General features: G+C 36.6%; 22 protein-coding genes and 1 pseudogene. 9 read left to right on the top strand and 14 right to left on the bottom strand.

All coding sequences use genetic code 11. The annotated features are described in order from the left end of the window. The first annotated feature begins 129 nt into the window (after positions 1-129). The 4 genes from OSH00_RS05775 to OSH00_RS05760 are packed head-to-tail and all read left to right on the top strand — an operon-like array spanning position 130 to position 4,162. Positions 130-813: a cupin domain-containing protein gene (locus tag OSH00_RS05775; RefSeq protein WP_266129633.1), complete on the top strand. Its 684-nt coding sequence runs from the start codon at positions 130-132 to the stop codon at positions 811-813. After that, complete coding sequence (locus tag OSH00_RS05770; RefSeq protein WP_266129632.1) at positions 810-1,892, top strand: flavin monoamine oxidase family protein; 1,083 nt, start codon at positions 810-812, stop codon at positions 1,890-1,892. The genes OSH00_RS05775 and OSH00_RS05770 overlap by 4 nt, the downstream gene beginning before the upstream one ends. Positions 1,893-1,910: 18 nt before the next feature. After that, a complete protein-coding gene (locus OSH00_RS05765) occupies positions 1,911-2,939 on the top strand; it encodes an alcohol dehydrogenase (RefSeq protein WP_266129631.1) in 1,029 nt (342 codons plus the stop codon). A gap of 35 nt (positions 2,940-2,974) precedes the next feature. Further along, on the top strand, positions 2,975-4,162 hold the full coding sequence (locus OSH00_RS05760) for an MFS transporter (RefSeq protein WP_266129630.1): 1,188 nt from the start codon (positions 2,975-2,977) through the stop codon (positions 4,160-4,162). Positions 4,163-4,431: 269 nt separating this feature from the next. Here OSH00_RS05760 and OSH00_RS05755 read toward each other — a convergent pair whose 3' ends face one another. The 5 genes and pseudogenes from OSH00_RS05755 to OSH00_RS05735 all read right to left on the bottom strand — a co-directional run bounded on the left by OSH00_RS05755 (position 4,432) and on the right by OSH00_RS05735 (position 7,330). Then, a complete protein-coding gene (locus OSH00_RS05755; RefSeq protein WP_266129629.1) occupies positions 4,432-4,659 on the bottom strand; it encodes a hypothetical protein in 228 nt (75 codons plus the stop codon). A gap of 116 nt (positions 4,660-4,775) precedes the next feature. Next, positions 4,776-5,135: a hypothetical protein gene (locus OSH00_RS05750; RefSeq protein ID WP_266129628.1), complete on the bottom strand. Its 360-nt coding sequence runs from the start codon at positions 5,133-5,135 to the stop codon at positions 4,776-4,778. A gap of 612 nt (positions 5,136-5,747) precedes the next feature. After that, complete coding sequence (locus tag OSH00_RS05745; RefSeq protein WP_266129627.1) at positions 5,748-6,005, bottom strand: hypothetical protein; 258 nt, start codon at positions 6,003-6,005, stop codon at positions 5,748-5,750. Between the two features lie 312 nt (positions 6,006-6,317). Further along, positions 6,318-6,635, bottom strand: a pseudogene (locus tag OSH00_RS05740) (helix-turn-helix domain-containing protein). Positions 6,636-6,865: 230 nt separating this feature from the next. Then, positions 6,866-7,330, bottom strand: a complete 465-nt coding sequence (locus tag OSH00_RS05735; protein ID WP_266129626.1) for an Lrp/AsnC family transcriptional regulator — start codon at positions 7,328-7,330, stop codon at positions 6,866-6,868. A gap of 113 nt (positions 7,331-7,443) precedes the next feature. Between OSH00_RS05735 and rarD the strand changes: the two genes are divergently transcribed. Then, positions 7,444-8,349 (top strand): EamA family transporter RarD, encoded by a 906-nt coding sequence (rarD, locus tag OSH00_RS05730; protein ID WP_266129625.1) that lies wholly within the window; start codon positions 7,444-7,446, stop codon positions 8,347-8,349. A 470-nt stretch (positions 8,350-8,819) separates the two neighbouring features. On the opposite strand, the gene OSH00_RS05725 is transcribed toward rarD, so the two are convergent. The 7 genes from OSH00_RS05725 to dapA all read right to left on the bottom strand — a co-directional run bounded on the left by OSH00_RS05725 (position 8,820) and on the right by dapA (position 17,911). Further along, entirely contained in the window at positions 8,820-9,977 is a 1,158-nt protein-coding gene (locus tag OSH00_RS05725; protein ID WP_266129624.1) for a hypothetical protein, read from the bottom strand. A gap of 116 nt (positions 9,978-10,093) precedes the next feature. Next, positions 10,094-11,590: an alanine/glycine:cation symporter family protein gene (locus OSH00_RS05720; protein WP_266129623.1), complete on the bottom strand. Its 1,497-nt coding sequence runs from the start codon at positions 11,588-11,590 to the stop codon at positions 10,094-10,096. Positions 11,591-12,350: 760 nt separating this feature from the next. Then, positions 12,351-13,064: a GntR family transcriptional regulator gene (locus OSH00_RS05715; protein ID WP_266129622.1), complete on the bottom strand. Its 714-nt coding sequence runs from the start codon at positions 13,062-13,064 to the stop codon at positions 12,351-12,353. Positions 13,065-13,100: 36 nt separating this feature from the next. Then, on the bottom strand, positions 13,101-14,123 hold the full coding sequence (locus OSH00_RS05710) for a proline racemase family protein (protein WP_266129621.1): 1,023 nt from the start codon (positions 14,121-14,123) through the stop codon (positions 13,101-13,103). A 12-nt stretch (positions 14,124-14,135) separates the two neighbouring features. Beyond that, the gene (locus tag OSH00_RS05705; RefSeq protein WP_266129620.1) at positions 14,136-15,614 is read right to left on the bottom strand and encodes an aldehyde dehydrogenase family protein; all 1,479 of its coding nucleotides are present in this window, start codon (positions 15,612-15,614) and stop codon (positions 14,136-14,138) included. 27 nt (positions 15,615-15,641) lie between these two features. Further along, positions 15,642-16,898 carry an NAD(P)/FAD-dependent oxidoreductase gene (locus OSH00_RS05700; protein WP_266129619.1) on the bottom strand — a complete coding sequence of 419 codons (1,257 nt, stop codon included), beginning with the start codon at positions 16,896-16,898 and terminating at the stop codon, positions 15,642-15,644. 122 nt (positions 16,899-17,020) lie between these two features. Then, positions 17,021-17,911 carry a 4-hydroxy-tetrahydrodipicolinate synthase gene (dapA, locus tag OSH00_RS05695; RefSeq protein WP_266129618.1) on the bottom strand — a complete coding sequence of 297 codons (891 nt, stop codon included), beginning with the start codon at positions 17,909-17,911 and terminating at the stop codon, positions 17,021-17,023. A gap of 587 nt (positions 17,912-18,498) precedes the next feature. Here dapA and OSH00_RS05690 point away from each other — a divergent pair. Continuing rightward, positions 18,499-19,254 carry an SDR family NAD(P)-dependent oxidoreductase gene (locus OSH00_RS05690; RefSeq protein ID WP_266129617.1) on the top strand — a complete coding sequence of 252 codons (756 nt, stop codon included), beginning with the start codon at positions 18,499-18,501 and terminating at the stop codon, positions 19,252-19,254. 10 nt (positions 19,255-19,264) lie between these two features. Further along, entirely contained in the window at positions 19,265-20,017 is a 753-nt protein-coding gene (locus OSH00_RS05685) for an SDR family NAD(P)-dependent oxidoreductase (RefSeq protein ID WP_266129616.1), read from the top strand. A gap of 378 nt (positions 20,018-20,395) precedes the next feature. On the opposite strand, the gene OSH00_RS05680 is transcribed toward OSH00_RS05685, so the two are convergent. Next, positions 20,396-20,656 (bottom strand): hypothetical protein, encoded by a 261-nt coding sequence (locus OSH00_RS05680; protein WP_266129615.1) that lies wholly within the window; start codon positions 20,654-20,656, stop codon positions 20,396-20,398. 76 nt (positions 20,657-20,732) lie between these two features. Next, positions 20,733-21,437, bottom strand: a complete 705-nt coding sequence (locus OSH00_RS05675; protein ID WP_266129614.1) for an SDR family oxidoreductase — start codon at positions 21,435-21,437, stop codon at positions 20,733-20,735. Between the two features lie 120 nt (positions 21,438-21,557). Here OSH00_RS05675 and gcvA point away from each other — a divergent pair, with 120 nt between their 5' ends. Together gcvA and OSH00_RS05665 are read left to right on the top strand one after the other, a co-directional pair. Beyond that, positions 21,558-22,448 carry a transcriptional regulator GcvA gene (gene gcvA, locus OSH00_RS05670; RefSeq protein ID WP_266129613.1) on the top strand — a complete coding sequence of 297 codons (891 nt, stop codon included), beginning with the start codon at positions 21,558-21,560 and terminating at the stop codon, positions 22,446-22,448. 354 nt (positions 22,449-22,802) lie between these two features. Further along, complete coding sequence (locus OSH00_RS05665) at positions 22,803-25,004, top strand: TonB-dependent siderophore receptor (RefSeq protein ID WP_338150150.1); 2,202 nt, start codon at positions 22,803-22,805, stop codon at positions 25,002-25,004. The last annotated feature ends 41 nt before the right edge of the window (positions 25,005-25,045 follow it).

Raw genomic sequence — 25,045 nt, 5'->3', positions numbered from 1 at the left:
TGCATGGCCTCTCCTTAATGAAAGTTGGTACAAGCAAAATTGGTAAAAATATTTTTAGATTCTATCTCCTGTTGAACTGCATTATTAGTTCAATAGGATATTTGCCTTTTTGAATGGATGAGATGGAAGATGTTGATTAACGCTGATTTTTCCCAAATAGCTGTGGTTAAACCCAACGATTATCAATGGGTCAAATCTCCTGGTGGTGAAGTTGAACGAGTTATGCTGGATCGGGTGGGAGAAGAAACTGCTCGTGCTACCAGTTTGGTTCGTTATGCACCTCAATCTATTTTTCCTAAACATCAACATCCATCGGGTGAAGAAATTTTAGTGCTTTCAGGAACATTCACTGAAAACAATGATCAGCATTATCCAGCAGGCTGGTATTTACGCAATCCAGATGGTTCAAAACATACCCCATCCAGTGAAGATGGCACACTGATTTTTGTCAAACTCATGCAAATGTCCAAGACTAATACTGAGACTTTGCGTATCAATACTCATGATCCTGAAAATTGGCAAACTATTGGTCAACGTCTTATTTGTCGTTTATACCTCTCGCCTGATGAACATACCTATCTCGAAAAACTTAACCCCCATCAAAGCTTTGATGAACACAGTTTAGATGGAATAGAGCTTTTATTGGTGCAAGGCGAATTGATTGCAAATGGAGAAATTTATCCCACAGGTTCATGGATTCGTCTACCCATTCAAAGTCGCCAAAGCTTTCATGCAAGTGATACAGGTGCAACACTGTATGTAAAAACAGGTCATCTTCTATCCGCCCAAAACTTTGTGGAGCAACAGTCATGATACAGACCAAGATTGCTATTATAGGTGCCGGGTTAAGTGGTCTATATGCTGCCTATTTACTGGAACAAGCCAAAATCACCAACTATGTTGTGCTTGAAGCAAGAGATCGTTTAGGTGGTCGTGTCTATTCAGAGCAAGGTTTTGATTTAGGCGCAACATGGATCTGGCCTGAACTCAATCCTGAACTGATGCAACTGGTATATCAACTGAAATTGCCCTTTTCCGAACAGTTTGAAAAAGGAAAGTTAGTCTTTGAAAGGCAAAGAGGCATTCCCCCAGTACAGTTATCAAGCCCTTGGGCATCGACACCCTCGATTCGCCTTGAGGGTGGAATGAGTAGTTTGGTTCATGGCTTGGCCCAACAGATTCCTGCACAAAAAATTCTGACTCAACAGCAGGTTACTCATATTACTCAACAAGAACAAGTACCTATTCATTTAAGTACCCAGAACCCAGAAGGTAGTGAAATAATTATTGAAGCAGATTATGTCCTAATTGCACTTGCACCACGCCTAACTGCTCAACACATTTTATTCAATCCTACCTTACCCCCTGTATTACTGAACCAGTGGAAAGATACTGCGACATGGATGGCTCCTCATGCTAAGTATGTGGCAATTTATTCTGAAGCTTTTTGGAAAAAACAAGGCTTGTCAGGTCAAGCCAGTAGCCATGTTGGCCCTATGGGCGAAATTCATGATGCATCTACATCGAATAGTCATGCTGCCCTATTTGGCTTTTTAGGTATTCCTGCGAGTATTCGCAAAAAAGTCAGTGAAGCAGACTTAATGGCACATTGTCGAGCACAACTGGTACGTCTATTCGGTTCGGAAGCTGCGACTCCTGAATATGAATATATTAAAGACTGGTCAGCAGATAATTTTACCGCCACTGATGATGACTGGAAAACCCCTGCTGTCTCGCATGGAATAGTGCCCGCAAACACCCCGAATGATCAAATTTGGCATAACCGTATTATCGGTATTGCTAGCGAATGGTCACAGCACTATTCAGGCTATTTAGCTGGGGCGATTGATGCTGCTCAGGTGGGTGTTCAACGTATTCAACAACTCTTATAAAATTCAACAGGCACATTTATGCAAAAAACCTATAAAGCCGTACAGGTGAGTCAGTTTGGCAAACTAGAAATGGTTGAACGAATTATTCCCACACCACAAGCAGACGAAGTTCTGATTGCGGTGGAAGCATGTGGCATCTGTGGTGCAGATGCCACTACAGTCGAAAGTAGCAATCCTGATTTTCAATATCCCCGTGTGCCAGGTCATGAAGTCGTCGGGCGGATTATTGCTTTGGCGAATTCCTCAACCTATTGGAAAATTGGTCAGCGTGTCGGGATCAGTCGCTTAGGTGGACACTGCAATCACTGTCCTGAATGTCGTCAGGGTTTATTTAATCTTTGTAATAATCAACCTGTTATGGGGAGTAACTATGACGGTGGCTATGCTGAAATGATGCTTGCCAAAGAAATAGGATTAGTGGCTATTCCTGATGAGCTGAGTTCAGTTGAAGCTGCGCCTTTGTTGTGTGCTGGAATTGCCACTTTTAATGCCTTAAAGAAATCTGGTGCTGAAGCGGGCGATTTAGTTGCAATCTTCGGAATCGGTGGTTTAGGCCATCTAGCAATTCAATATGCTAAACGTATGGGTTTCAAAGTGGTCGCCATTGGTCGTGGACAGGATATTGTTGAACAGGTCAAAACTATAGGCGCACATATTTATATTGATAGTGATCAAGAAAATGCCGTTGAAAGGCTGCAACAGCTGGGTAAAGCGCAAGTCATCTTAACCACGATTACCAATGGTGAAGTGTCATCAACATTATTTGCAGGTCTTGCTCCTCGTGGCAAGTTACTGGTGGTTGGTGTGGGAAAAGAACCTTTAGTCATTCCATCACCATTATTGGTAGGTGCTGAACGGAGTATTCAGGGTTCAATTACGGGTACACCTTACGAGATTGAAAAGACACTGGACTTTAGCGTATTGACCGATGTGCGAGCCAAGATTGAAACATTCCCACTGGAACAGGCACAGCAGGCTTACCTACGAATGAAGTCAGGTCAGGCACAGTTTCGGGTTGTATTGACTGTATCCCCAAATTCTCCTTAGTCACTTAATTTACCAAAATTTAGGTTTTTACTCTCATGTTGCAAAATACTATGCATCGTCAAGTTTTAATTCTGGCGAGTTCACAATCTTTATTCCAGACTGTTTCCGTGATGGTCATGACAATTGGCGGTTTGGCAGGCGCAAACATTGCCAATACTCCTACCCTTGCCACACTACCAATCGCCTCAATGTTCCTAGGTACAGCTATGATGATGTTTCCTGCGTCCATGTGGATGGCAAAGGTTGGCAGACGTAATGGCTTCTTATGTGGCGCTTTATTAGGGATTCTGGGAGGGATTATTGCAGCGATTGGGATTGTATATAGTTCACTTTATTTATTGGCTTTAGGCACATTTTGTGTTGGTGCTTATCAATCCTTCGCCCAGTTTTATCGTTTTGCAGCCAGTGAAGTAGCAGACGATTCCTTTCGTTCCCGTGCGATTTCTTTTGTTATGGCTGGTGGTGTAGTTGCTGCATTGATTGGCCCAGTTTTAGCACGTTTTGGTGGACCATTATTCAATCGTCTGGAATATGTGGGTTCTTTTCTGATTATTACCATCGTTTCCCTGATTGCGATGGGAATTCTATCTAGACTACATATTTCTGATCAAGTGGAAATCAAAACCAGTTTTAATGCTGGACGGCCTTGGCATCAAATTGTATTCCAGCCAACATATTTAGTTGCTTTGCTTGGTGCAATCACAGGCTATGGCATTATGATTTTAGGTATGACTGCAACACCAATCGCCATGCGCAACTCACACCACGAATTAGGTGCCATCACTACGGTAATTCAATTGCATGTATTGGGTATGTTCCTACCCTCATTCTTTACAGGCAGCCTGATTACCCGTTTTGGAGTCTTAAAAATCATGTTTGCTGGTGTTCTATTATTTGCCTGTTATATTGCATTTGCCTTGTCTGGTATAGAGTTTCATTCATTTGCCATTTCTCTGATTCTATTGGGTGTAGGCTGGAATTTCCTGTTTATTGGTAGTACTTCACTATTAACAGGGACTTATACCCATGAAGAAAAAGCTAAAGCACAAGCAATTAATGATATGACGGTTTTTGTAGTGGGATTAATTTGTTCTTTTAGTGCGGGGGCAATATTAGACGTTTTTGGTTGGAAAACTATGAATTTAGCACTAATTCCTTGGTTAGCAATCACAGCATTGTCTTTCAGCTGGTTGACTGTTAAAAACAATCCAATAAAAATGTAAAACATATCTAGAGTGTGATGCGTTTTTACAGAAATAACACTCTGATTTATTTTATTTAAATGTATAAAATTTTTCTTGGTAAGTTGATTAATAAACTTACCAAGTTCATGAATGGCATCTCATTAATTGTATTAATCTAGTACCATAAACTATTGTAAATAAAAATAATATAATTTAAATAATATGAACTAGACTCTAGGTAAGCATAAGTTAAATAAGATACTCTAGACTGTAGCCTAGGCCTTGATTACTTAAAATAGGAATTTCGTCTACTGACATTTTTTGTACAGATAAGATTTAATCATTTCATTTGCTTGTATTTCTAATAATTCATCAGCCACCCAAAAGACAAAAGACTGATCTTGAACAAACACTTTTTTCTTTATATATGTTGTCACTAGGTTAGATGAAGCATTCTTCACTTTAAAAGATTTTTTATAATTTACTTTTCCAAGCAGCTTACTGCCATTCCAAGGTCCACCGATACAAAAATTCATAGTATTTTTATCTATTATTCACGTAATAAGTGTATGATATTTTGTTTAATTTTTATCTTATACTTTGGTCTAAGTAGCCAATAAACCTCTAAGAAGTGGTTTATTTATTTCATATTTTAAGGCGCAAAAAAGTTAAGCTGCTGATTTTTTTGCTGTAAAGGTGCTTTATTTTGCTTTATCAATTGCTTTTGGTAGTCTTGCTCTGAAATTATTCCCCTATTGCGTGCTTGTTGAAGGGATTTTAACTCTTGCTCATAAGTATGTGAGTTTAGAGACTGAGTATCATTGTTTTTTAACAAATACTGTGATTTTTCAAATGGACTCATATTTGAAGTCATGGCTTGATTTTGATTGATTTGGATTACATTTGCATCACGTTGATTGATGCGATCTTTTTCTTGCTGTCTTGAAATTTCAAAAAAATCAACCTGCGTATCATGGTTATTTTCATGTCGTGTTTCATTTTGCAAAAACACATACGATTGAGACTTCTTAAATATATCTTCAGCACTATACACTGAGCATGTGATTATTGGTGTTATAAAAGCGACTAAGAGTTTATTCATCATAGATGTAAAATTTCAAAAAAAAAGTAATCTTTATATTTTATATCGGCTCTATCAATCTTTCAAAGTTAAAAATAATGAACTTGAATTACAATAATTTGCTTATATTTACAATGGGTTCCAACCCCCCATAAAAACTCACTTAGCGTGAGTTTTTATTTCTTGAATTATGATTAATCACAGAAAAATAATCACAGGAAGTCAACTAAAAATAATCTAAAGCTATCACTAAGAATAATAAAATGGTGGATAAAATTAAATATGTATTGATGTTATGAAAGCTCTTAAGATAGTTTAACATTGGTTATCTCCCATAAGAATTCAATAAAATACTACACGGGTGATGATTTCTAAAAAGATCGTGAAAACAAAACTAGACAAAAAAATACGCAATGAAATTCATCACTTGGCTTATGAAACATTTATAGAGATAAGTTAGAGAGCTATGCTTAACTTGCATCACTTCATTTTTACTGAAAATCAATACTTTTTTTTATTTTACATTACAGCAATTAATCACTACTAAACGATAAACCTGAATTCAAATTTTCCTTTATAATCGATTTGATCCAAATAGTCTTTAATTTCATGAGCGATATTTTTAAATGTTTCTAAAACATCGCTTGGTGGATCTATTAGCACTTCAATCTTAAAATTTTCATCATCTTTTTTCGTATGATGGATATAGGTACCATCGCAACTCATTTTTAAAGCCAGATAATCTTCAATTGTGTCAGTAAACTGTTGTGTTACTAACTCAATTTTTGAAAATTTATACATTGCTGTTTTTCCTTAATCTTATTTCGCAATCTGCTAAAGAATCTCGCCTAAAATCCTTCGGGGCTATAAGATCGATCAGTTATAGGGACGATGGCACTTGAGCTATAAGTCTCTATATCGTATTCTTTAGATATATTAATTTAAAGTTAGTATAACAATCAACTTAAAATTTCCGAGAATTATATTATTTTGAGACTTTATATGACTTAATCAGCATTTTATTTATTTTTTTCGACTTGATTCTTATTTATATGGGTGCAACAAACTAAAACGATTTTAAGTTGTTATTATCATCAAATTCACCCATTTGAATCATCCTCCTTGCTCAGATGACTTAAAAATTTTTTCGATAATATGTTTATGTGTAGAAATAAGCCCAGCATTTAACCCAAGTGGTTTGAACACTTAATCAACAACAGATTGAGTAAGTTTTCCTTTATCTTGCTCAATATCGCTCAGCGTACGTCGACTGATACCGACCAGTGCTGCATATTGTTGTTGCAACGTACCCAGTCGGTTTTTCTGAAGATAAGCCAATAAGTGTCACATGCTTACTTGATTCATTAAATATTGTGTATATGAATCAATCAATACTAGTTGGCGATCTTGTGATTGATCTTTAATATTCATAACAGTTTCCATCTTTTTAATATGGCATATTCTATTTGGTATTCCAATTCACAGGGACCTGCCGATCATTTTTCAGGATCTAATATTTTAAGTTCTGCTATATCTAACCAGTGTATTTCTAGCAATGCCTGTACTGTAAAATTCTTAATGAATAGAAATGAGCAGTAATTTACTCATTTTTACAATAAATACAAACACTCTTCTCTGAAGTAGTACGCAATAATTTCGAACTACCTCTCTGGGTGGAGTACATCCAAAGAGACTTTAACCCGATCTAATACAACGGTTGTTTTAAACCATTCAACATTCGAATTGCAATGGAAGAGCTCATCACAGAGTGACTGAAATCGACTCATACTAGGAACAAGAAAGATTAAGATGAAATCTGCATCACCTGTCACATAATAACATTGCTGTACCTCGGGTCTAGAAAAGCTTTGTTTAAGCAGATCAAGATCAGAAATATGGGTTTTATTGACACGAACCTCCACCACTACCGTAATAACTTGATTGAGTTTATCCGGATCTAAAATTGCTGTATGTCCGGTGATATAGCCATGCTCACGTAATTTCTGAATACGGCGTTGTACCGATGCAGTGGATAAGTGTACAGCGTCTGCCAATTCACGTAAGGGGGTTAAGCAGTCTTTTTGCAAGCACATGAGTAAAGCATAATCAAACTTGTCTAAAGTCATATCAATTGATTGAATATTGTGAGAAATTTTCTCATTTATAATAAGAATTTTCAGTAAATTTATCAAACAAGCTGAAATAAAATATCATTTTCCAATTCAAATCGCTTACTCAGATGTCACAGCAATCCAATACCGCTCTAGGTGTAATCTTCAACGTCATCGCTTCAATACTGTTTGCAGTTATGTTTGCCTATACCTCTTTATTAGGTGCATTAGAGGGTAATGAAATCTATGGTTGGCGAATTTTACTCACTTTGCCCTGTTTAACAGTTTTTATTATTGCTCAGGGGAATTGGTCACAGGTCAGACATATTTATAAACGTGTATGCAATGAACGTTTTTTTATATTTACTCGGCTGCTTTCTTCATTTCTGATTGGTTTACAGCTTTGGCTATTCATGTGGGCACCTGGCAATGGGTATGGATTAGATGTTTCTCTCGGTTACTTTATGATGCCAATTATTATGGTTGTTTTAGGAAGAGTTGCGTTTAAGGACAAAATGTCAGGTTGGCAAAAGTTATCCTGTGTCTTTGCGATATTGGCTGTGATTCATATGCTTATTGTGTCAAAAAACCTGACATGGCCAACATTACTGATCTGTTTAGGCTATCCAATTTATTTCTGGCTAAGACAAAAAACCAATACCAACAATATTGGCGGCGTTTGGTTCGATATGATGCTCAGTCTACCTTTAAGCATTTTCTTTATTCTTAAGGGCGATGTTTTTACAGGTGTCTTAGGTTCTCCTTTGAATACTTTTTTGCTGATTTTAGGGCTAGGTCTAATCAGTGCCCTAGCACTAGGATTTCAGTCTCTTTCAGCACCACACTTAAACTTGAGTCTGTTTGGACTTTTGGTCTATGTAGAACCTGTTTTACTATTTATTGTGGCACTCATTCTCGGTGAAACAATTCAACCATCAGAATGGCCAACCTATATTGCGATTTGGATGGCAGTGTCTGTGTTGATATTAGAAGGTCTCATGAGCCTAAAGAAGAAAGCCCATCCTCAAATATAATTTTTTAGGGTTCAAATTACTGCGAGTGATGTCGAGGTCGTTCAGCAGATATTTAAAGCAGAATCAATCTGCTGTTTAGATATGGTTCAGCAAATGCTTGGTTTTGTAAGTTTATCCATGCAAATTATTAATTAAAGCATGCAATCAGTTAAATCGGGACCTCCTTTATAGTTGTCTGAATGTCCAGCAATACGTCGAAATTGAGATTCTAATTGTAATTAATCAGTCGGCAATGGAATCAAGATGTGTGAAGTGAAGTTGTATTGCATGTGATCTAAGTTGGCTATGAGAAATGTAGTGGTCCTAACTATCCGAATATGTAATTTGGATGGTAGGGGCTGGAGCTTTAAGATTCTTTTACCCAATTTGTGGAGTGCAATAAGCGCTTCATTTTTTATTGTTTAGGTAAGCTTAGTTCCCACGGGAGCTAAGCTTGAAATCAAACTTATTTTAATAAAGCCATTGTTGTTTTAGAAATTATAAAAAAATAACATATTCAACAAGCCACTCCATCCTCGATCATCTCCTTGAGCAAAAGAATTTTCATTACCACCAATAAATGGGTCGTTTTTGCTTAATAAATATTCAGTTGCTACTGAAAAATGCCCTTTATCCGCCTGAACACCAAAAACATTTCGGGTAGATGTTTTAAAATATTTAGGATCCTTATGCAACGCACTGTATGTTGCGTATGGGGTCAAAGACCAACCATGAATTACATCTTTAAAAACGTAATTCATGTCGGCAGTGTAAAAATCTCCTTCATTCGCTATATTATAAGAACTATCAAATGAACCGATTACAGAATAATTACGTCCTAAATCATCATGATTAGAAACCTTATTCTTACCAACAGTTAAAGTAACATTTGCATTTTTATAATATATTTTACTAAACAGAGTCCAAGCATTTCTCTGCCCAGTTTCAGAATTCTCTTTATTTTCAATATCTGAATACCAATAAGACGACCCTACATTTAACTTTAAATCGGGATATGCAGATAAAGGAACTTCTTGTTGTACTCGGACAATAAACATATTTTTTTCTTTTACATATGGATCATTTCCATTATCAGGCTCAACATAGTTAGCTGAATAATGGGATGAATCTTTACTACTCCCCGTATAATTTCCTGCATCACGTGCAAAAAATGCAGCATCAAATTTGGTTGTCGTGAAAGGTTTTGTTGAGTAGCTGATTCCCAAATTATGTACATCTTCTAAACCAGCATTAATTAAAACACCACCATACCAGCTAGTAGACCATCCACGTCCAGAACCAAAAGGTATTTCCTGAACACCTAAGGTAATTCTATTATTTTCATTGAACTTGTATCCTAAATTAGCATCAACAAGCGATGAAAAATCGCATAATTTATCGAATTGATAACAACGATATTCAAAATTTCCAAATAGATGATTAGCATCATATTGGACGGCTATTTTTGCTGCATCAAACTTTAGTTTGTGTTCATTGTCAGAATAATCTTTATCCTGAATGTTTGCCCGTAACCAACCAGAAATTGTGATTTCATCAGAATCACCAAATTTTAAAGTATCTGCAAAAAGATAAGGTGAAAGTATAGATAAAGCTCCGCCAAGAAGAAGACTGATTCTCCATTTTAACATTTCATATTTCCTTTAATATCAAGATTATTCTCTTCTTGAATTTCCTTTCTACAGAAGAGAAATAGGGGCTAAACTTTTTGACTCTACATAGGGAAAGCCATGAAGCTCTTTTACGACTACTGTTTTTTTAGAGAAACCAGCTTTTCAATAGGAGGTGTTACTAGGGACGCTTTTTTCTGATCAGCAAACTCTTCCCAATAAGTCGCATTTTTAATACCGACTTCCCTTGGATCAAATACAGGATCTTTTCCAGCTTTACGTTGTCTGTCGTAATCTTTTAATACTTTAATTAATGGCTTGCTTAGCAAGACTAAAGCAACCAAGTTCACATATGCCATTAAAGCAAACGTAATATCACCTAATGCCCACATTGTTTCAGCTGCAGAAATACTGCCCATAAATAATGCTGTAAGGCTTGCAATTTTAGCAATTGTCTTAAAGATTGGATATTTATTCTCACGGTCGAAATAAGCAATTGCTGTCTCAGCAATATAGTAGTAGGTCATTAGTGTGGTAAATGCAAAAACTAGAATTGCTAAAGCAATTAACCAAGCCCCTCCTTCATGGAAAACTGTTTGTAATGCTAAAGATGTCCATTCAGCACCAGCAGCTACACCAGGAACATGTTCAACTAAAGGTACTGTACTACCGGGAGGTGTAACATTATACATACCTGTAATTAAAATCATCAAACCCGAACTAGTTAAGATGAGTGCAGTTTCAAAGAAAATAGAAAATGCCTGAATTAGACCTTGCTTAACAGGATGTGAAGTCATAGCGGCAGCTGAAGCAAATGTAGACTCACCAGCCCCAGCAGCACTGGCAAAAACAGCACGGCGTACGCCCCAATTCACAGCATGACCAATAATTGCACCGAAAACTGCATCCATACCAAATGCACTATTTACAATAAGTGCAAAAGTAGACGGAATCTGATCGTAATGCGAAACTAATAATATTACAGTTGATAGGACATATAAACCTGACATTGTAGGAACAATTTTTTCAGCTGCACGAGCAATACTTTTAACGCCACCCCAAATAATCAATCCTATACCGAGTGTTACTACAATACCTGATAGAAATTGTGGTACATGAAAAGTTGCTTTAAAAGTAGTTGCAATTGTATTCATTTGAATACCAGGCATCATGACAGTATATGCAATAATGAGTATCACTGAAGTTATTGCTGCAAATGGTTTAAGTTTTAGACCTCGATCAATATAGTACTGTACACCACCATAATACTGATCGCCTTCTTTAAACTTATACAACTGAGCCATGGTTGACTCACTAAATGCCAAAGCACCAGCAAGAAACCCCATCATAATCATCCAGAAAACTGCACCTGGGCCACCCATACCAACAGCTAAGGCTACACCTGCAATATTACCAACACCAATACGGCCAGCTAATGCCATAAATAGAGCCTGTCTAGGTGATATTCCTGAATTGTCTTCTTTTTTCTCTCGAATTACACGAAACATCTCACGGAAGTATCGAAACTGTACACCACGAGTGATAAAGGTGAAATAAATGCCAACACCAAGCGCCAAATAAACTAGCGTATCGCTCCATAGATATCCGACTATGGTATGTATTAATTGTTCCATTCCCATTACCTTATTCCATTTTCTTATGCGAATTTGACAGAGTCCAGTTTTTTTTAAATGCAAGAACCCTACATAATGCATGTATATATTTGATCTATATGCCCTTACTACTATTTAGTAGAACTAAAATGGCATAATTGGAAACTTCCTTATCTAGTTGCTATATCCTTCTTATTCTTTTTAGCTCTTGAAATAATCTTCTAGATTTAGGCCATGACAAAATAGTCTTAAGACTTTTGCAGATCGACCTACTTGATTTGAAGAACGATGGGTCTTTCCCCCTGAAAATAATGAAACTTACTAATTGCTTTATCTGTTCTTTCGCACCTATAGATAAATTCTTATTTGAAAAAATCAGAAGGTCTTGTTTGGTCGTCCAACTAGATATTCCGGCTATAGAGCTTTTTAAACGTAATAGGTTTTGACTCATAATAATTCCCTTTATGACTAATTCATGCTTCATATCAAAAATTGATATTTGCACTTGAAAGCATCCAATGCTTTTAAAATTTCACTATTAGACTCATCCCAACAGCGAACTTTCTTCAATATGTACTAACTTAGTTTTTCGCTTATTTTAAGTTGTGTACAATATTGCATACATTAAAAATATAATGATACTTATGACTTGTCAATGAAAAAAGATAAAAAATAAGCAAAAAAAATAAATTAAGTATATGTTTTTAAATAAAAAACTCATACAGATAGTAATAATACAATCTGTATGAGTTTTAGTTGTTCAATAATCTTCAGTATGTTTTTAAGTCACTATACTTATCTGATCAATTAAGTTTTCTTTCATATGCTCCATAAATCGATCTCTAAATAGTAAGGTATGTGCATGTGCCTCACTTTCAGCTTTATCCTGATCTTTATTAACTATAGCTTCTATTAGGCTTAAATGATCACTTTCTAGATTATTAAAGCTAGTCGATTTAGCTAAGTGATCGAAATGTAAATAGAATAGTCGCTGGCCTTCTTCAAGTAAGCGCTCATAGTATTCAATTAAAAATGGATTTCTTCCTGCTTTAGCAATCTCAAGGTGTAGTTGCTTATTTTGTGCAAGCATTAATTGATAGTTACCTTCTCTTGCAGCTTGCACATAAACGATATCAATATCTTTAATTCTTTGAATATCATCGTCAGTACAATTGGCTGCCGCTAAACGTGTTACAGCACGCTGTAAAAGGTCTAAAGCACTAATATACTTTGAGAAATCTTGTAAGTTAAATGGTCGAACAATTGTCGTTCTATTCGGCAGAGTCATTGCTAAGCCTTCAGCAACAAGACGTGCCAGCGCATCACGAACAGGTGAGCGTGAAACTTCAAACCTTTCAGCGAGTGAAATTTCATCTAGTTGAGTATTAGGGCGCAACTTTAGAGTTAAGATTTCTTCACGAAGTTGATCATAGACATATTTTCCATTATGTCTTTTCTTGACCCCGTCTGTTTCTTTTTTTACCACACTATTCATAGGCTAGGCCTTTATCCAATTCTAACTTTAATTTAATTATATACCTTCTCCCCATGTATCACTTACCATAAAACCTTCTGATAATGGGTCTGTTGGATCAACACCCAGTTGATGAATACCATATAGCCATGCGCGGCCAGTGATATGAGGAATGATGGCAGATTTATCGCCAATTTGCACATTACTTGCATACTTCACTTTAAACTGCCCTCCAATAATTGATTGTGAGATTAATTCATCCCAAGGTTGGACAAGTCCACGTTTTGCTAAAGTAGCCAAATTAGCTGAGCTACCTGTTCCGCAAGGTGAGCGATCTACTCGGCCTGGCGGTAAAGTCGTGCACGTCTGAATCGTTCTTTCATCTAATCGATTTCTAAACATGACGTATGCTATTTCATTAATATCCAAATAAATAGGATGTTGAACATTAAACTGCTTATTAATGAGTTTTCTAAGCTCGATACCCAAGGTTGCTAATTTACGAGCATTATCAGGTGAAATCGTCAGATTAACTTGATCAACATTAATAAGTGCATAATAAACGCCGCCAAACGCAATATCGAATTTGATTTTGCCGAATGGTTTAACCTCTATTTCAGCATCTAACTGCTCTACAAATGCAGGCATCATCTCTAGGGTGACACTTTCACAACGACCATCTTTACACTGAGCTTTCGCGCTAACCAATCCAGCTGCTGTATCTAAAACAACATTCGTGACTGGTTCCTGCATTTTTACCATACCCATTTCAAGCAATGCAGTCGTCACACAAATACAGTTACTCCCAGACATTGGGTGAGTCTTATCTGCTTGAAAAATTACAAAAGCAGCATCGGCGTTAGGAACTGTTGGCGGCAACAACAAATTTACAGAAATCTGTAAACATCCTCGAGGTTCTTGGATTACAAAACGACGTAAACTATCATCTACTGTATTCAGATAATTAACTTTTTCAACTATGTTTTTACCAGGAATATTTAATACCCCCCCAGTAATTACTTTTCCAACCTCACCTTCACAGTGAACATCTACAAGTTGAATCGTTTTTTCCCAACGCATGTCATCACCTCCTTATTGAATATACCAAGCCCATGGTTCTTGGCTGTCATAACTGGTAATCTGTTTAACCTCTAGGTAATTTTCAAGCCCCCAGAGACCTAACTCTCGGCCAATACCACTTTGTTTATATCCCCCCCATGGTGCTTCAGTAAATGTTGGTTGAGAACAATTAATCCAGATAATACCGGCTTTTAATTTACGAGCTACACGATTGCAACGATCTACATCCTTTGACATTACTGCACCAGCTAACCCAAATATAGAGTTATTTGCAGATTTGATTGCTTCATCTTCTGCTTTAAAAGAACGAATACTCACCACTGGACCAAAAATCTCTTCCGTCCATAAAGGATGTTCTTCTGGTACGTCAGCAAAAATTGTCGGCTCAATAAAATAACCTTTTGAATGGTTATCAGGTTGTTTTCCGCCACTTAAAAGCGTGATGTTATCTTTAATACCACATTGAATTGCATCCACAACATTTTGATATTGTTTTTGGTTAACGAGCGGACCGAGTTTCACACCTTCTTCAAAACCATTTCCAATTTTAATTTTTTGGCTTTCTTCTATTAACCTATCCATAAGTTTTGGGTAGATACCTTCTTGTACCAAAACTCGAGAGGTTGCTGAACAAACCTGTCCTTGGTTCCAGAAAATACCAAACATGATCCATTCGACAGCAGCTGCGATATCACTATCATCAAATACAATAAATGCAGATTTTCCACCAAGTTCTAAGCTGATATTTTTAACATTTGAAGCCGCTGATTGCATAATTTGCTTACCTACAGGGACACTGCCTGTAAATGCAACTTTATCAATATCAGGATGTTCTGTTAAATACGGACCAATTTCTCGTCCATATCCAGTCAAAATATTTAAAACACCATTCGGTAAACCCACTTTTTCAGCAATACGCCCTAATTCAACAGCTGTAAGTGAAGTTGCTTCAGCAGGTTTAAGAATCATTGTACAACCTGCTGCTAATGCAGGAGCCACCTTCCATGCAGCCATTAATAGTGGGTAGTTCCATGGAATAATTGCACAAGCAACCCCTACCGGTTCTTTTGTTGCTACACAACTGAAACGATCGTCACTCAGCACTATTTTCTCTTCGCTCTTTTCATCAAGTGATTCAGCTAAATTTGCATAAAACTCGAAACAACCAGCAGCATCACTGATATCCCACTCAGCTTCTGGATAAGGTTTACCATTATCTTTAACTTCTAAAGATGAAATTTCTTTTAGATTATCTCGAATTTCTTTAGCGATTGCTCTTAGATAAAACGCCCTCTCTTTACCCGATAACTCAGACCAAGAGCCATTATCAAATGCTTCTCGCGCTGCATGAACTGCCAACTCAGCATCTTCTACAGAAGCACAGGCAACATGAGCAATAACCTCTTCAGTACTTGGATCAATACTTTGGAATGTATTTCCTTTTTGTGTCGGAATCCACTTACCATTGATATATAATTGATTGTAAGTCATATCTACTTATCCTTATTTATTCAATAATTAAAATCTATTTGCTTTAAACGGTGTGAGGTCTATTTGGGGAGGTTGCTGACTTAGCATTTCTGTGACTAAACGCCCTGTAGTTGCAGCTAAAGTTAAACCAAGTTGCCCATGTCCAAACGCTAAAGCAACATTTGGTAAACGTGAACTCATATCAATAATCGGCTTCGTATCTGGTAAAAATGGTCTATAGCCAACGCCAAACTCCATTCCTTCGGTATTTAATTGTGGTAAAACTTTTTTAGCTTTATCTAAAATAATTTCAGCACGTTTCATATTTGGCTTTGCACCAGCAGCTGCAAATTCAATAGTGCCACCTATTTGCAGTCCTCTACTCATCGGTGCAAAACAAAAGCCACCTGACGCATAAATAGTTGAATGCTTAATATCAACTTCAGGTTTTGGTAAAACTACTTGATAACCAGCAATACCAGCTAAAGGCGGATCAATACCAAGTTGTTTTGAAAAAAGTTGAGAGCCAACGCCTGCTGCCACTACTGCATAGTCAAGATCAATAATTTGGTGATTACTTAGAAGAACTTGGCTCAATCTATTGTTTTCTTCACGTAACGTAACAACTTTTGCACGTATCCTTTCACCACCTTTTGCAATAAAACTTTCAGTGAGTGCAGCAATAAAACCTTGAGTATCTTTTACAGCGGTCCAATCTTTAAATAATAAACCATGTTTAAATTTACCCGTAAAAACAGGTTCTAAATCTGAAATTTCTTTTTCATTTAGAATTTGATGTTTGAAACCAAAACTCTGTCTTAACTCTAAATATTTTTTTTCATGCTCAATATCATCAGCACTATCAAAAAGCTCTAAAATAGGTCGTGTACCTATTAAATCTTTATCTGGGCAGTCGTTTAACAACACTGCATAGTCATCATATACATGTTGAGTTAATGAAGCTAAAGAACGAGCTATCTCATTTATACGAGATTCTCTGGCACAATTTAAAAAATGTAAAAACCAAGGAATAATACTTGGAAAAGCAGATGGTCTTAATGCCAAAGGTCCCTGTTGATCTAACAACCAACCAGGGATTTTCATTAGGATCCCTTTTTTTGAAAGTGGAATAATTTCACTCACAGCCATCTGCCCACAACTCCACTTCGCAGTACTTTCACCAGCTTCAGATGGATCAACAACAGTAACTTTAAAACCTTTTTTTTGCAGATAAAGAGCGCAACAGATACCCACTATACCGCCACCAATTACAACAGTATTTTTCAAATTATATTCTATAGACATTGTTACATTCCATTGATTAATTGAGGTTTTATATTGATGAGATATAATTAAAACCTATCCTGCTCTTTAAAAAACTTTATTCAACCTATGAATCCCTTGACTCATAGATGTTTAATTACCACCTACTTATCTATTGCATCGAATGCACATTTAAATTCGGCTTTTTCTTTTTCAGTTAAAGGTAATAGTGGCATACGGGCATTACCGACTTTAAATCCAGCCAGTTCACAACCATATTTAACCTTTTGGACAAATTTGCCTGATTCCATAATTGCCATAACTGGGAATAATTGACGCATTACATCCTGAGCCCCTTTAATATCACCAACATTATATTTATCTATAATTTCAACAACTTTGTTTGGGAAACAGTTCGCTGGACCACAGATCCAACTTGTTGCGCCCCATAAGAAGAAATCCAATGCTTGATCATCTGAACCACATGAAAGCTGGTAGTTATCTTTATACTTTCCACCAATTTCAATAGCACGTAGTAAATTACCACTACTTTCCTTAATACCAATAACACGTGGATGGTCTTTAAAAGCGTCAAGTACTTCGTAACCAACTTCTACATTCGTACGAACAGGATAGTTATATAGAACGATATTAATTTGAGGAAAAGCATCTAAGATTACATTGTAGTGAGCAATCAACTCTTCTTGAGATGGTAAAGCATAATAAGGAGGTGCGATGAGAAGATTGGTATAACCAAGATCAACTGTTTGCTGCACTTGTTCTAATACCTCACGTGTACATGATCCATTTGCACCGGCAATTAGAATGCCCCGATCGCCTACAGTTTCTTTTACTACTTTAAGAATTTGACGGCGCTCCTGATTCGTTAGTGCATAATACTCACCAGTAGAGCCCAATGGTACGAACCCCTTAACACCAGCTTTTAATTGATATTCAATAATATTAACCAACGTTTCATAGTCGACTTGGTTATTTTCATCAAAAGGTGTGACTAAAGCAGGAAGAATACCTTGCAACATTTTAAATCTCTCCATAAATTTTTTAATCTGAATTCCTTTTTTTACATTAAGTTATTGAAATAATTATATTATTTAAATAACTTAAAATATAAAACTTAGTATTTAATTACAGATTGTTTTATTGTGTACAATATTGCATACATAAACAATATTCTCAAATTTTTTAGATGTCAATTATTCTGTAAAAAAATAATTGCTTGTAAAAAGAACAGATTTTCGAAGGATATTTTTTGATTAAAAGATTTTTAATATTGAAATCATCATATTTTGATTTTGACGTGATACTGCAAAATTCATTTTGAATAATTTAGATATATAAATCTTCAAATAGATTTTTGTTTTTAATTTAATATTTTTTTCTATCATAGATCTTTGCAATGTAAGTGTACTCATTTTAAATAAGCCGATTTTGTACCTAAACAATCACGAATTGCTCTCAATAGTTTCACTATTGGCATCAATGAGGATAGTTACATTCGTTAATTTCAAATCAATCATCGTCTAAACACTGAGTTGACAAATTTATTTTTCAATTATAAATTGTATGCAAAATTGCACACAATATATAAATTATTAATAAAAACCATTCGAAAGGAAATAAAATGGCTAGATTCGTTGGAAAAACAGCTTTAGTTACTGGAGCTGGAGGCGGTATTGGTTCAGCAACTGCTCGTCGTTTGGCAGAAGAGGGTGCTACAGTTATAGTGGCAGATGCCGTATCAGAAACAGCTGAAAAAACCGTAAGAGATATTATTAAACAAGGTGGTAAGGCTGAAACTATAGTATTTGATTTGACGAATGGAAACGCATGTCGTCAGGCGATTGCAGATTTAGAAGCTAAGTATGGGCATATAGATGTCTTAGTTAATAATGCAGGTGCCATGCGCCGCGGTGATTTACTGCATACCAATGAAGCTGACTGGTTATTATGTTTAGAAGTGAATGTGAATGCCCTCTTTCACTTATGCCAAGCCGTTTTACCCAACATGATTGTTGCCGGTGGTGGGGCAATTGTAAATACAGCTTCTCAATGGGGATTAACACCTGCTCCAGGTCATATTGCTTACAATGTAAGTAAAGCTGCTGTAGTCGCTTTTACTAAGAGCTTAGCTCGCGATTACGCACCTCACAAAGTTCGAGTAAATGCTGTGTGTCCAGGTGAAATACACACACCAATGCTAGAAAAAGGTATTGCGGAAAAAGGCAAAACAATTGCAGATTTAGATGCAATGGTGCCTTACGGGCGTATTGGTAAACCAGAAGAAGTTGCTGCATTAATCGCTTTTCTAGCATCAAATGAAGCAGCATTTACTTGTGGCGCTTGTGTAGAAATCACTGGTGCCCAAGCTGTAGCCTAAGGAAATACTAATGACACATACTGCTCTAGATCTACAAGATAAAATTATTTTGGTTACAGGTAGTTCACGAGGTATAGGATTGGCTACAGCAAATCTTCTTTATGAACGAGGAGCTAAAGTAGTTATTCACGCACGTTCTTCAACATCCCATTTAGATGGACTATTAAATCAGTTCGGTGAAAATGTTCGTTTAGTATTGGGTGACTTAAGTCGTATAAATGGGGCTGAGAATGTTTGGAGCAAAGCCATCAGCTACTTCGGTCATATAGATGTATTAGTTAATAATGCAGGAGCCTGGTTGCCATCTGATATTACCTCTAGTCAAACTTGGCGTGAAGGATGGGAAAGCAACATCGCTATTAATCTTACAGCTCCAGCGGAATTATGTCGTTTAGCTTTATTACACTTCAAGCAAAGACATGGTGGCATTATTATCAATATTACGAGTCGTTCAGCACATCGTGGTGATGATGCAGAACATTTAGCATATGGAGCGGCCAAAGGTGGTTTACTTGCTTTAACAAAAGGTATTGCCCGGGGTTATGGCCGTGATAATATTCTTGCTTATGCTATTGCCCCAGGATGGGTTGCAACAGATTTAGCAGATGGTGCAATTGAGCTTTCTGTATTAGAAAATCTACCTTTAGGTGAAGTTACTCCTGCAAGTGATGTAGCTGAAATAGTCGCTTTCTTAGCAACTGGTCGTTCCCGCCATACAACTGGAGCAACTATCGATATTACTGGGGCAGATTACGTTCGCTAAAATATAAAATTATTCGAGTATTGGGCTTCTTCCCCCAATACTCTTATTCTAAAAATTAAATTATCTGTTGTTTACTGTCTTTACGAAATAAAAAATCTAGGAGAATTATGGATAATAAAGTTATAGAACCGATAACTCCATAAAGATTCTGTACGGAAATAATATGTTGCTGCACCATTCCATGAAATTACACGTGAGATTTCTTTGGGACCTGCGAGTTGCATTCCCTAAAGAGTCGCTCCTGTACTAACAAAAGCTTTCACTACTACCTAAAAATAGCCTTGAAATTGCGAGGAAGAAAATACTGACTAATGGATACGAAACTATCCAAAGTGCTAAAAAAAGCGAATACTCCACTTAATCCACAACAACTTAGTCCTAAAGAACTACATATTTAGAGCCCTTTCTATCGACAAGTTGACCAGCACTATGGCGGGTCAATAGTGTTGCTAAATATTGTAAACTGATAATTAAGCCAACCCAAAATGGGGAAAAATTAAGATCTTTTACAATAAATTTTGGTAAGACTGCTAATGGCAATCCTACCAACAAATAAGCAAAAGCTGTAAAAATAACAACTGAAATGATTTTCCGTGTCACATCTAAATTAGAATGTTTCCCTAAATTCAATGCTGCCAACTTTTTACTCACTTCTTAGAAAGAACCGTAAATGATTTTAAGAGGCTTAACCAACTACTCATTTGGTGAAACATATTCAGACAGATCGAGTAATTCCCCCATCTACCCGGATATTTTGTCCAGTGATATAACCCGCGCCTGGAGAAGCGAGAAAACTTATTGTTGCAGCGATTTCTTCACTGGTACCATAGCGTTGAAGTGGTATAGATTGGCGACGTTGTTCTGTTTCTGGCAGGCTATCGATCCATCCTGGTAAAATGTTATTAATACGAATATTTTTTGCTGCATATTGATCAGCCAAAATCTTGGTAAACGAAGCCAATCCTGCACGAAAAACCGCTGAAGTCGGGAACATATCACTCGGTTCAAATGTCCATGCACTCGAAATATTAATAATTACTCCAGCATTCTGCTTTTCCATAATCGGGATGACTAAGCGGCTGGCACGAATAATATTCATCAAGTAAGTATCTAAACCTAAATGCCATTGTTCATCTGTGATTTCTAGAATTGGTGCGCGAGGCCCATGTCCTGAGCTGTTTACAAGTACATCTACTCTTCCCCATTTTTTGTATGCTTGTTCGACAAGTTTATTGATATCTGCTGTGGATTGATTGGTACCCGTGACACCAATGCCATTTAATTGTTTTGCCAGCTCTTCGCCTTTGCCTGAAGATGAAAGAATCCCCACATGGTAGCCGTCTTGATGTAATTTTCGTGCTGCTGCAGCACCCATACCACTTCCACCTGCCATGATCAACGCTACTTTTTCTACAGTCATTTGTGTTATCCTCTAAACGTTTTAAAATTGAATATACTTGAAAGGTTTAATTAGAATAGCACTATGCTTATTTGAACTGGTTTGATCTTTTCTCTTTTTTGAGTGTAGAAAAACTACAGTATGAAACAGCTAAACCATCTACCATCCCTCAATGCACTCAAGGCTTTTGAAGCAGCCAGTCGTCATTTAAATTTTAAATTGGCAGCTGAAGAGTTACGTGTCACTCAAAGTGCAATTGCACAACACATACGCCGTTTAGAAGAAGAACTGGGCTTAAAGTTATTTGAAAGGCAAGCGAAAGGCGTTAATTTAACAGCCAATGGTCGAAAATATGCTGCAAGCATTACTCAAGCTTTTAATTTGATTCATGAAGCAACTCAATCATTTTATTATTCAAATCAGCAGATTACTATCAGCGTGACTCCCACATTTGCAGCTAAATGGTTGATCCCTCGGTTGAGTCAATTTACACAATCACATCCTGATATTGATTTACAGATTTTAGCTACAGAAAGGATCTCACATTTTCAGAATGATGGTGTTGATTTAGCGATTCGTTATGGTAAACCGCCATTTGGTGCAGGCTTAAATACTGAATTACTTATACAAGATACATTTATTGCAGTCGCGAGCCCTGAATTGATGAATACAGATCAGCCGTATTTAGATATCCAGAGTTTAGATCAATTTACCTTACTACATGATGCCCATAATCTCTGGACACATTTTATTGAAAAATTAAAATCCCAACATACTCAAAATTTATTTAAAAATATAAGATTTAATCAAACATCTCTTGCGATTGATGCTGCTATTGCAGCTCAAGGCATCACTTTAACCCACCCAATATTTGTTAATTCAGAGTTAGCATCTGGAACATTAGTTAAAGTTTTCCCACAAGAATTAGTCATGGAAACAGGATTTTATTTGGTTTACCCGCGCCATCCGGTTGGTGTTAAAGCCTTATCAGAAGTCCGTCACTGGTTATTTATGCAATTCGATCAAATATAATCATTCAACTAAATTGATGCTTAATATTTGTCTTATTTTATTGAAACTATAGTAATTTTAACTAATTCTTTTCCTTTTATGAACATAAAAATATATATGTTTTTAATTAATACCTCGCTTTATACAGAATTAAATTTTTAAAAGATTATATAAAATAACAGCTTATATTAAAAAATTAATTATTTATTTGTAAATAGTAAAGATAATGATTTGTATAATTTAATGAGAATCATTATTGATAATTAATATTTCATATGTTAACTTTTGTAACGCTTTAATCTGAGTGATAGGGTTTGAAGCAAAAGGAAGACAGTAAATCTGATCGCGCGCATTTTCTATTATGGAATTTATCTTATGTATCACCCCTCTCCCTTAAGACATGCCTTCAAAGTGCATCCTCTTGTACTTTCTATGGCGTTAATCATTCCCTCTCTAGTTTATGCCAAACAAAATACTGAAACAGTCGCTTTACCGACCATCAAAGTAGAAGCGGAAAGTCAGTATTCAGCAATCACAGAAGGCTCGCAAAGTTATACGACCAAAAGTACAAGTACAGCCACTAAATTAAATTTGTCCCTTCGTGAAACCCCGCAATCCGTCAAAGTGTTAACGCGGGAATACTTGGATGACCGAAACATTGATTCATTTCAGGACTTAATGAATACCATTACAGGTGTTTCTACTTCTCGTACCGATGAACGCCAATCTGTGTATGCACGTGGTTTTCAGGTCGATTACTATTTGATAGATGGCATGCCGAGTACCACAAACTTGGGTGCTGGTGATCTGGATTTGGATATTTATGATCGTGTCGAAGTAATTAAAGGTGCAAATGGACTCACTACAGGGGCAGGTAACCCCGCCATGGGGCTCAATATGATACGTAAGCATGCCAATGCCAAAGAGTTGACAGGTAATTTAAGCACCTCATTGGGTACATGGAATGCATGGAGCAGCACTGCTGATATCTCTACCCCGCTCAATGAAGATGGCTCACTGCGTGGACGTATGTTTGTCAAACATTCAGATGAAAAGTCCTTTATGGATTATTATCAAAAAGAGCGCAATGTATTCTACGGTGCGATAGATTATGACTTAAGTGATAGAACCAGCATGTCACTCGGTGCAACGTACCAAGAGTTGCAGCGTGATGGCATTCGTTGGGGAGGAACGCCAGCATTTTATACGGATGGAAGTCGAACCCACTTTGATCGAAGCTTGACTGTAAGCGCGCCGTGGACTTTTTGGGACGTCAATACCACAGCTGTCTTTGCCAATTTAAAGCAGAATTTATTCAACGATGTGAATTTAAATGTGGCTTATACTTTCCGTAAAGAAGATGTAAATACCCAATTACTCTATACAGGTGGACAAGTCGATAAAGCAACCCATACCAGTCCGCTGAAAAATAAGCCAGATCCAAAGACGGGTAAAATCACGGATAACGTTTCAGTATATGGTTCTGAAACCAGAAATGAAGAAAACAATATTGATCTTTTCATCAATGCTCCGTTTACATTGTTCAATCAGCCACAAGAAATTATTATCGGTGGTTCGTGGAATAAAAATGAAAAAACCAAAGATATTTTTGGTGGTTCAAATGCCAACAGTGAAATCGAAAAATATTTAGGTGGTCCGCTTGACTATAACAATATGGCACAACCCCTACTCCGTTCTGTTGTGTTAAATGGAGTCAATGTACTCAATCAAACCACCCAAAGCTCAGCCTATATTTCTGGTAAATTTCAGATTTTTGATCCATTAAAAGTGGTTGCAGGGACACGTTTATCCAATTGGAAATATGAATCTGCAAACGGAGTGGGTAATCGTGAATTTAATCATGAAGTTACACCTTATATTGGCGCTATTTATGATGTTGCTAGAGATCACTCTGTTTATGTCAGTTATACAGACATTTTTAAACCCCAAAACCGTAAAGATGTAAATGATCAGTACCTGGACCCAGCACAAGGTAAGAACTATGAAGTTGGTTTAAAAAGCGAATGGTTTGGGGGGCGTTTAAATACAGCCCTATCGCTATTCCGCATTCAACAATCGAATTTTGCTGAAGCAATAACAGGACAATTTATTGTACGTAATGGTCAACTGACAAATGAACAAGCCTATCGTGGTGTAGATGGTGTTGAGAGTAAAGGTTTTGAGTTTGAAGCAGAGGGTGAAATTAATGATCACTGGGGAATTAACTTTGGTATTGCTAATTTTGAAGCAAAAGATGCAAAAGGTGTCAAAGTAAACCCAACAAACTCACGTACGACATCTAATTTATTCGTAAAATATAAATTAGATCAATGGAGTGCTGGACTTGGTTTAAACTACAAGAGTAAATACTACACTGGCACTGGAAGCACACGTATAGATCAAGATGCCTTTGTCCTTGCTGGCGCGATGTTGGGTTATCAAGTGGATAAAAATATTAAATTTCAATTGAATGTTGAAAATATTTTTGACAAAAAATACTATGAAGGTATTGGGGCAAACGCTATGAACTGGGGAACTCCAAGAAATGCGACATTGAGTGTCCGTTATAACTTCTAGTTTTAATCATAAACCCTCTTCTTATAGAGGGTTTATTTTAT

Source organism: Acinetobacter nematophilus, assembly GCF_026344175.1.
Classification (GTDB): Bacteria; Pseudomonadota; Gammaproteobacteria; order Pseudomonadales; family Moraxellaceae; genus Acinetobacter; species Acinetobacter nematophilus.
This window is presented reverse-complemented; position numbering and strand designations above follow the sequence as displayed.